The 6,976-nt window shown below is 72.1% G+C and carries 8 protein-coding genes; all 8 read left to right on the top strand.

What is annotated here, in order from left to right:
- On the top strand, positions 1–430 hold a 430-nt coding region (locus tag D7W79_RS43480), incomplete at its 5' end, for a hypothetical protein (RefSeq protein WP_208729616.1).
- Positions 431–1,467: 1,037 nt separating this feature from the next.
- On the top strand, positions 1,468–2,502 hold the full coding sequence (locus D7W79_RS02245; RefSeq protein ID WP_120523671.1) for a Pvc16 family protein: 1,035 nt from the start codon (positions 1,468–1,470) through the stop codon (positions 2,500–2,502).
- On the top strand, positions 2,499–3,821 hold the full coding sequence (locus D7W79_RS02240) for an ATP-binding protein (RefSeq protein WP_120523670.1): 1,323 nt from the start codon (positions 2,499–2,501) through the stop codon (positions 3,819–3,821). The genes D7W79_RS02245 and D7W79_RS02240 overlap by 4 nt, the downstream gene beginning before the upstream one ends.
- The gene (locus tag D7W79_RS02235) at positions 3,815–4,087 is read left to right on the top strand and encodes a hypothetical protein (RefSeq protein WP_120523669.1); all 273 of its coding nucleotides are present in this window, start codon (positions 3,815–3,817) and stop codon (positions 4,085–4,087) included. Before D7W79_RS02240 ends, D7W79_RS02235 begins: the two co-directional genes overlap by 7 nt.
- Complete coding sequence (locus D7W79_RS02230) at positions 4,081–4,728, top strand: hypothetical protein (protein ID WP_120523668.1); 648 nt, start codon at positions 4,081–4,083, stop codon at positions 4,726–4,728. Before D7W79_RS02235 ends, D7W79_RS02230 begins: the two co-directional genes overlap by 7 nt.
- Complete coding sequence (locus D7W79_RS02225) at positions 4,728–5,018, top strand: LysM peptidoglycan-binding domain-containing protein (protein WP_120523667.1); 291 nt, start codon at positions 4,728–4,730, stop codon at positions 5,016–5,018. Before D7W79_RS02230 ends, D7W79_RS02225 begins: the two co-directional genes overlap by 1 nt.
- A 4-nt stretch (positions 5,019–5,022) precedes the next feature.
- On the top strand, positions 5,023–6,153 hold the full coding sequence (locus D7W79_RS02220; protein WP_120523666.1) for a phage late control D family protein: 1,131 nt from the start codon (positions 5,023–5,025) through the stop codon (positions 6,151–6,153).
- Complete coding sequence (locus D7W79_RS02215) at positions 6,150–6,971, top strand: phage baseplate assembly protein V (protein ID WP_120523665.1); 822 nt, start codon at positions 6,150–6,152, stop codon at positions 6,969–6,971. The genes D7W79_RS02220 and D7W79_RS02215 overlap by 4 nt, the downstream gene beginning before the upstream one ends.
- Positions 6,972–6,976 lie beyond the last annotated feature (5 nt).

Raw genomic sequence — 6,976 nt, 5'->3', positions numbered from 1 at the left:
GGTGGAGACGGGGCAGGGGCGGGTCCGGGTCCGGGTGCCCGCGGGCGCGGACCAGGAGGCCGTCGTGGAGGAAGGGCGGATGGACGCGCACGCGTTGCTGGCGCGCTGCGTGGAGCCGTTGGACGCCTCCACGTGGGACGTGACGCGGCTGGATGCCGCGGACGTGCAGCGCATCGACGAGGCATTGGAGGCGGTGTCTCCAGCGGTGGTGACGCGGGTCCGGGCGCCCTGTGCCGCATGCGGGGACGTGCGGGAGGTGGAGCTGGACCCGTATGGGTGCCTGTCCATGGACCCGGAGGCGTTGCTGGAGGAGGTCCACACGCTGGCGTCGACGTACCACTGGAGCGAGCGGGACATCCTCGCGCTCCCGAGGCACCGGCGGCGGCGGTACCTGCGTCTCGTGGAACGGGGCGCGGGTGTGACGACGTGAAACGACTTTGGAGTCCGCGATGGGGTTTCTGGCTGACATCCTTGCCGATGCGCTCCCGCACCGGGTGCCCGAGGCACCGCTGGAAGAGCGGGAGGACACACCTGTGTCCGAGGTCGTCGGGGAAGCACCACCGGCGTGGGGCGGAGTGCCCGCCCCCCGGTCCGCGGACCATGACTGGGAGGCCAGGCCTGACTCCGGAAACGGAAGTCGAGGTCTGGGAAAGGTGGCTAGTGCAGTGGTCCCTCAGGGGCAGGGCGGCATCCTGGCAGGTGCCGTCCGAGTTCCAGTGGAGGCGGGTGGGGAACCGGACCGGGAAACCGGCGACGACCCCGCCAGCCTTGAATCTCTACCCGTACCGGCCTTCGTGAAGTCACGTGGGGCGGGTGGGTTCGAGGTGCCTGAAGGCGTGCCCGGACTGACAACGCTTCCTCGTGGAGCGGGGTTGGAAGAAGGCAGGTCCCAGGACACCGAGCACTCCTCCGTTCCGCCTCTGGCTTCAACAGGTCTGCTCAGGAGAAAGCCACAGGGATCCGCCACCCCTCCCGCCTTCGTGCCGTCCGTGCCTCCGCGTGTTGCGGAGGCCCGAGGTCCATCGATGCCCGCGTCCCAGGAGGCCGCGCCTGGCCGGTCCTTGGGGCCGGTGGCACCGGGGGGCCCCGCTCAAGAAGCCCCATCGTCGAAGGGGCGGGCCGCTTCCGAGTCCGCCGCGTCCGAGACTCCCTCTGGTGCCCGGCGCCCGGTGCCGGGCGCGCCCGCCGCCGAGCGGGAGGCGCGGGCGCTTCCCCGGGACGTCGCGCGGCAGGCTCCGCCGCCAGGGGAGGCCGCGCGAGGGGCCGCTCCGGCGTTGCCGCCAGGGGAGGCCGCGCGAGGGGCCGCTCCGGCGTTGCCGCCGCGGCGCGAGCTCCAGGAGCCCCGTGTGCACATCGGCGCGGTGCACGTGGTCATCACCGCGCCGGCACCCGCGCCCGCGTCTTCCTCCGCGATTCCGGGCCAGGGCTCGGACTTGCTCAACCGTCACTACCTCCGGAACGCCTGAGATGGCCCTGCCTGAATCCTCGGTCTCCGTGGCCTGCCGCTCGCTGGCGGACTTCGTCCGCGAGAGCTTCCGCCTGCAGGGGCAGACGGTCCGCGTGCCCATCGGTACGCCCGCCGCCGCCGCGCCCGCCACAGGTGACACGGACCACCGGGTCAACCTGTTCTTCCACCGCTTCGAGCCACCGCCCATGGGCGCGGACGTGCTGCCCGGTCAGCCCTGGTTCCTGCGCGTGCACTGCCTGGTGACGGCGTTCGCCGCCGCCGAGGACACGGTGAGCGCGGGGGAGAACGACCTGCGCCTGCTGGGCGAGGTCATCCGCTTCTTCCACGAGAAGCCCGTCATGGACGCGCTGGACGCCTCCGGCGAGGTCGTCCGGCTGCAGCTCATCTTCCAGCCGCTGAGCCTGGATGACATCAACCGCCTCTGGTCCACGCAGAAGGACGTCGTCTACCGGCCGTCCGTGGCCTACGAGGTGGCGCTCGTGCCGGTGGTGCCGCGCACGCGCACGCGCGAGGCGCCTCGCGTGGTGTCCGTGGGGGCACACGTGCGGACGGGGACACAACGCGAGCCGGTGCCGGCGGTGCCGGGCTGGACGCCGCCCCTGGCTCGGCTGAGGGTGGACCCACGGTTGGAGGACTGGGCGCCCCAGGTTGGCTTCGTGCGCGCGGGGACCTGCACGCAGAGCCTCGTGTTCGAGGTGGGCAGCCCGGAGCTTGCGGGCTTCACGCCAGAGGTCGTGGTGGCCGGAGCGGCCGGGGCGAGCGTGCACTTCCGGTGGGACGTCTGGGACCAGGCCCTGGGGTGGCGCACGGTGGACACCGCGGTCGACATGACACCAGCCGTGCTGGAGGTGGACCCGGAGCAGCCGCCCGCCGCGTCGCGTGTGCCGGTGCCGCTGCCCTTCTCGGACCATGCGGGACAGGCCGTGCTCTATGCCGTGCGCCGCTACCGCCGCGCCGCGGACGGGCCGGAGGGCGTGGAACTCGAGGCGCGGGGCAACCCCGTCTTCGTCACCTTGCATGGAGGTGGCGCATGAGCGCGGACCCCCTGCGGGCGGAGGTGGAGCGGGTGGAGTTGCTGGGGCAGTGCCTGTCGCGGCTGCGGCAGGGTGCGTCGCTGGAGGACTCGGTGCTGGAGCGGCTGCGCGAGGCCCAGGCGCGGGTGCGGGCGGCCCGGGAGGATGGCGCGGCGTGGCGCCGGCTCCGCGCGAGCCAGCTCGCTCCGGTCGAGTACGACGTGCTGGCCTGCGCGGTGGCGCCCGAGATGGAGCCTCGCGTCGGCTGGCTCTTCCAGCAGCTCCAGCCCGGCGCGGCACAGCTGGTGTACCCCACGGCGGCGCTCATCCAGGAACTGCTCGCATTGCAGCCCGCGGACGGCGCGAGGTTGTCGTCGGTGTTGTCCGAGGACGCGCCCCTGCGGCGCCTGGGGTTGCTGGAGCGCGACGAGGGAGGCCCCTACTCGCCCATCCGGCCGAGCCGGGGGCTCACGCCGCGCCTGCTCGGAGCCCCGGAGCCGCCCCTGTCGCTCCCGGGCGCGCTGCGGGTGCCGGGCACGGCGCGCTGGGAGGAGCTGGTGCTGCCGGAGGCGAAGCTGGCGCTCCTGCGGGAGTTCCTGTTGTGGCTCCAGCATCGCGAGACGGTGGTGGAGCAATGGGGCGGCCGCGCGATGGGAGGCCCCGTGGCGTTGTTCTCCGGCCCGTCCGGGACGGGGAAGACGTTCGCCGCCTCGGTGCTCGCCACGACGATGGGCTGGGAGCTGCACCGCGTGGACCTGGGCGCGCTCGTCAGCAAGTACATCGGCGAGACGGAGAAGAACGTCAGCAAGCTCTTCGACGCGGCCCACGGGCGCGACGTCATCCTCCTCTTCGACGAGGCGGACAGCCTCTTCGGCCGCCGTGGCGAGGTGCGCGAGGCCCGCGACCGGTACGCCAACCAGGAGGTGAGCCACCTGCTGGCGCGAATCGAGCAACACACGGGGCCGTGCATCCTCACCACCAACCTCAAGGGCAACCTGGACCCGGCGTTCGCCCGCCGCTTCCAGGTGGTGGTGGAGTTCCCCCGGCCGGACGCCCGCTCGCAGGCGAGGTTGTGGCGGGGGCTGCTGCCGCCGCGCGCGCCGTTGTCGCCGGAGGTGGACCCGGAGGTGCTGGGCTCGGCGGTGAGCCTGTCCGGTGGCGGCATCCGCAACGCCGCGCTGCACGCGGCCTATCTCGCCGCGGGCGCGGGGACCCCCATCGGCATGCGGGAAATCGCGCTCGCGGTGTGGCGCGAGCTGGGCAAGGAGGGGCGCGACGTGTCCGCCTCGGAGCTGGGGCCCTTGCGCAAGCACCTGCCAAAGGAGCTGGCGCCATGCTGACCATCGACGCGTTGCACCTGCGGCTGCCAGCGGGCTTCGAGCGCCGTGCGGACACGCTCGTCCGGCTCGTCGCGCGCGAGCTGTCTCGCGTGCACGTGGTGGATGAAGGGACGCACCACGTGCCTTCCGCGCACCTGTCGCTGCACGTGGACCTGTCGCTGCCGGATGGGGAGGTGGCCTCGCGCATCGCCCACGCGCTCGTCTCCCATGTCAGGGGCGCGGTGGAGACTGGCCGGGTCGAAGAGGAAGGAGGCCGTGGATGGTGAGGGTGAGCCGGGGCGCGCTGGTGGAGTACGGCCTGTCCGTGCCTCCCGTGGCGCTGGTGTTCGACTTCAATCCGCGCACGCTCTCGCGCACGCGCACGCTCACCTTGCGCACGCCGGGGACGCCAGGGCTGCGCGGGGCCTACGACTTCGCGCTGCCCACGGAGACGCTCCGCGTGGCACAGGGCGTGTCGGTCGAGCCGGAGTCGTTCACGCTGGAGATCCTCCTGGACGCCACCGACCGCATGCACGAAGGCGACGCGGTGGCCGCCACGCTGGGCATCCAGCCGGAGCTGGACACGCTGCGCACGCTGGTCGAGCCCAAGTCCCAGGGGCCGGGAGGGCTTCAGCTGCTGGCCAGCCTGGGGCTCGGGTCGGAGCGGGCCTTCCAGCGCGAGCAGTTCGCGTCGGTGCTGCTGTTCGTCTGGGGTGGCCAGGTGCTGCCCGTGTTCCTCACGTCCGTCCGGGTGGAGGAGACGAACTTCCTGCCATCGCTGGTGGCCTACCGGGCGACGGTGTCGCTCACGTTGCAGGTCATCGAGGGCAACAACCCGTTCTACCTGCGGGAGAAGGCCCGTCAGCTCGTGGGCGCGGCGGTCAACAGCGGCCGGCTCACCGCGGACCTGCTCAAGGGGGTGCTGTGATGTTCCCGCGTGACTCGCGGTATGCGAAGGCCCGTGCCTTCGACGAGGACCCGGTGTTGGGGGAGGTGTTCCGCGGCGTGAGGCCTCGCGCCATCGGCCCGGCCACCGGCGTGTTGGAGCACGTGGTCCGCTCCGGTGAGCGCCTGGACCTGCTGGCGCGCCACTACTACAACGACGCGAGGCTGTGGTGGCGCATCCTGGACGCCAACCCGGGCTTCCTCTTCGGCGGCGACCTGACGCTCGAAAGCTTCGTGGGCCAGGTCATCCTCATCCCCCGGGCCACGGAATAGCGCCATGCTGGCCGACCTGTTCAGCGAGCGCTTCCGGGAACCCGTCGAGTGCGCCATCGAGGTGCGGGGCCGTCCCATCACCTCGCTCTATCCGTTCCTGCGTGAAGCCAGGGTGGAGGTGAGCCGCGACCGCGTCGGTGTGGCGACGCTCGTCTTCGACACGCGCCGCGACGAGAGCGGGCGCTGGACGGTGCAGGACGCGGAGGTCCTGGCCCCCTGGGAGCCCATCCTCATTGAGGCCCGCTTCGGTCAGCGCACCGAGGAGGTGCTGCGGGGCTTCGTGCGCGAGGTGCGCGCGGACTACCCCGAGGACATGGGCACTGCCCGCGTCACGGTGTCCTGCCAGGACGAATCGCTGGCGATGGACCGCGAGCACGTGCGGCGCGTGTGGGGCGCGGAGGTCCCGACGTCGGACGGCGTGCTGCTGGCGGAGATCGCCGCGCGCCACGGTCTGGCGGTGGACCCCACCAGCGGCGCCGGCCTGAGCGGATTGGTGGTGCCGCAGGACTCCACCGACATCCGGTTCCTGCGTGCCCGGGCCGAGGCCAACGGGTACGAGCTGCTGGTCCGGGGGGGCGTCATCTACTTCGGGCCCATGCGGCTGGACGCCGAGCCCCAACCGACCATCCGCGTCTACGCGGGCCTGGACACGCACTGTCGCGCGTTGAGCGTCACCACGGACGGGCATCGCCCGAACACGGTGGCGGTGGACCTGGCCCCCTTGTCGGGCGCGGAGCCACGCCGGCAGGAGGTGACGCCGGACCTCCCGCTGCTCGGGACCCGGCAGGCGCACGGTGGACATGAGGGGCGCGACTTCACGTGGCTGCTCACCCGCGAGGGGGCCGTGGACGAGGAGGAGCTGCTCGCCCGGGCCCGGCGCAAGGTGAACGACTTCTCCCTGCGCGTGCGCGCGGAAGGGGAGCTGGACGGCACGGCCTACGGTCATGTCCTCAAGGTGGGCCAGCCCGTGGGCGTGGACGGCGTCGGTGAGTGGCTGGGCGGCATCTACTACGTGGACGCCGTCACGCATGTCTTCTCTCACGAGGGTTACCGGCAGGGGCTGCGCCTCTTGCGCAATGCCTATGGGGACAACCTCGGGGGCGGGGCACTCAACGTGCTGGGAGGTCTCCTGTGACGTCAGAGCTGCTCACGGAGCTCGTCCGGCATACGCGCGACAAGTACTTCGGCAAGTACCGGGGCTTCGTCGTGGACAACCAGGACCCGGAAGGATTGGGGCGCCTCAAGCTGCGGGTGCCGTCGGTGCTGGGCTCCGAGCCCTCACCCTGGGCGCTGCCCTGCGTGCCCTTCGGTGGCGCCGCGGGACATGGCTGGTTCGCCATTCCGGAGGTGGATGCCCAGGTGTGGGTGGAGTTCGAGGAGGGGGACCTGCGCAGGCCCATCTGGACGGGGACGTTCTGGCAGAAGAAGGAGGACGTGCCGGAGGACGCGGCGAAGACGCCCCCCACCACGCGCCTGCTCCGCACGCCCGCGGGCCACGTGTTGCGGTTCGACGACGCGAAGGACGAGGAGGCGGTGCTGCTCCAGCACCCGAAGGGGGCGCAGCTGAGCATCGACCCGAAGGGGACGGTGGCGCTGACGGACGCCAAGGGCGCCACGGTGGTGCTGGACGCGGAGGGCGAGGAGCTGCGCGTCGAGGACAGCCACGGCAACTCGCTCGTCCTGTCCTCCAGCGGCGTGCGGGTGGAGGACTCGCACGGCAACACCATCGAGACCGCGTCCTCGGGGGTGAAGGTGAAGGGCCAGCAGGTGGTGGTGGAGGGGACGCAGGTGCTGCTGGGCGGCAGTGGCGGGGAGCCCGTCATCAAGGGGCAGAGCTTCCTCGCCCTGTTCGCCACGCACGTGCACACCTCGTCGGCGCCGGGGGGGCCCACGTCGCCGCCCATCCCCCAGGGCGAGATGAGCACGCTGTCGACGTCGGTGATGACGAAGTGAGGGAA

Source organism: Corallococcus exercitus, from assembly GCF_003611585.1.
Taxonomy (GTDB): Bacteria; Myxococcota; Myxococcia; order Myxococcales; family Myxococcaceae; genus Corallococcus; species Corallococcus exercitus.
This window is presented reverse-complemented; position numbering and strand designations above follow the sequence as displayed.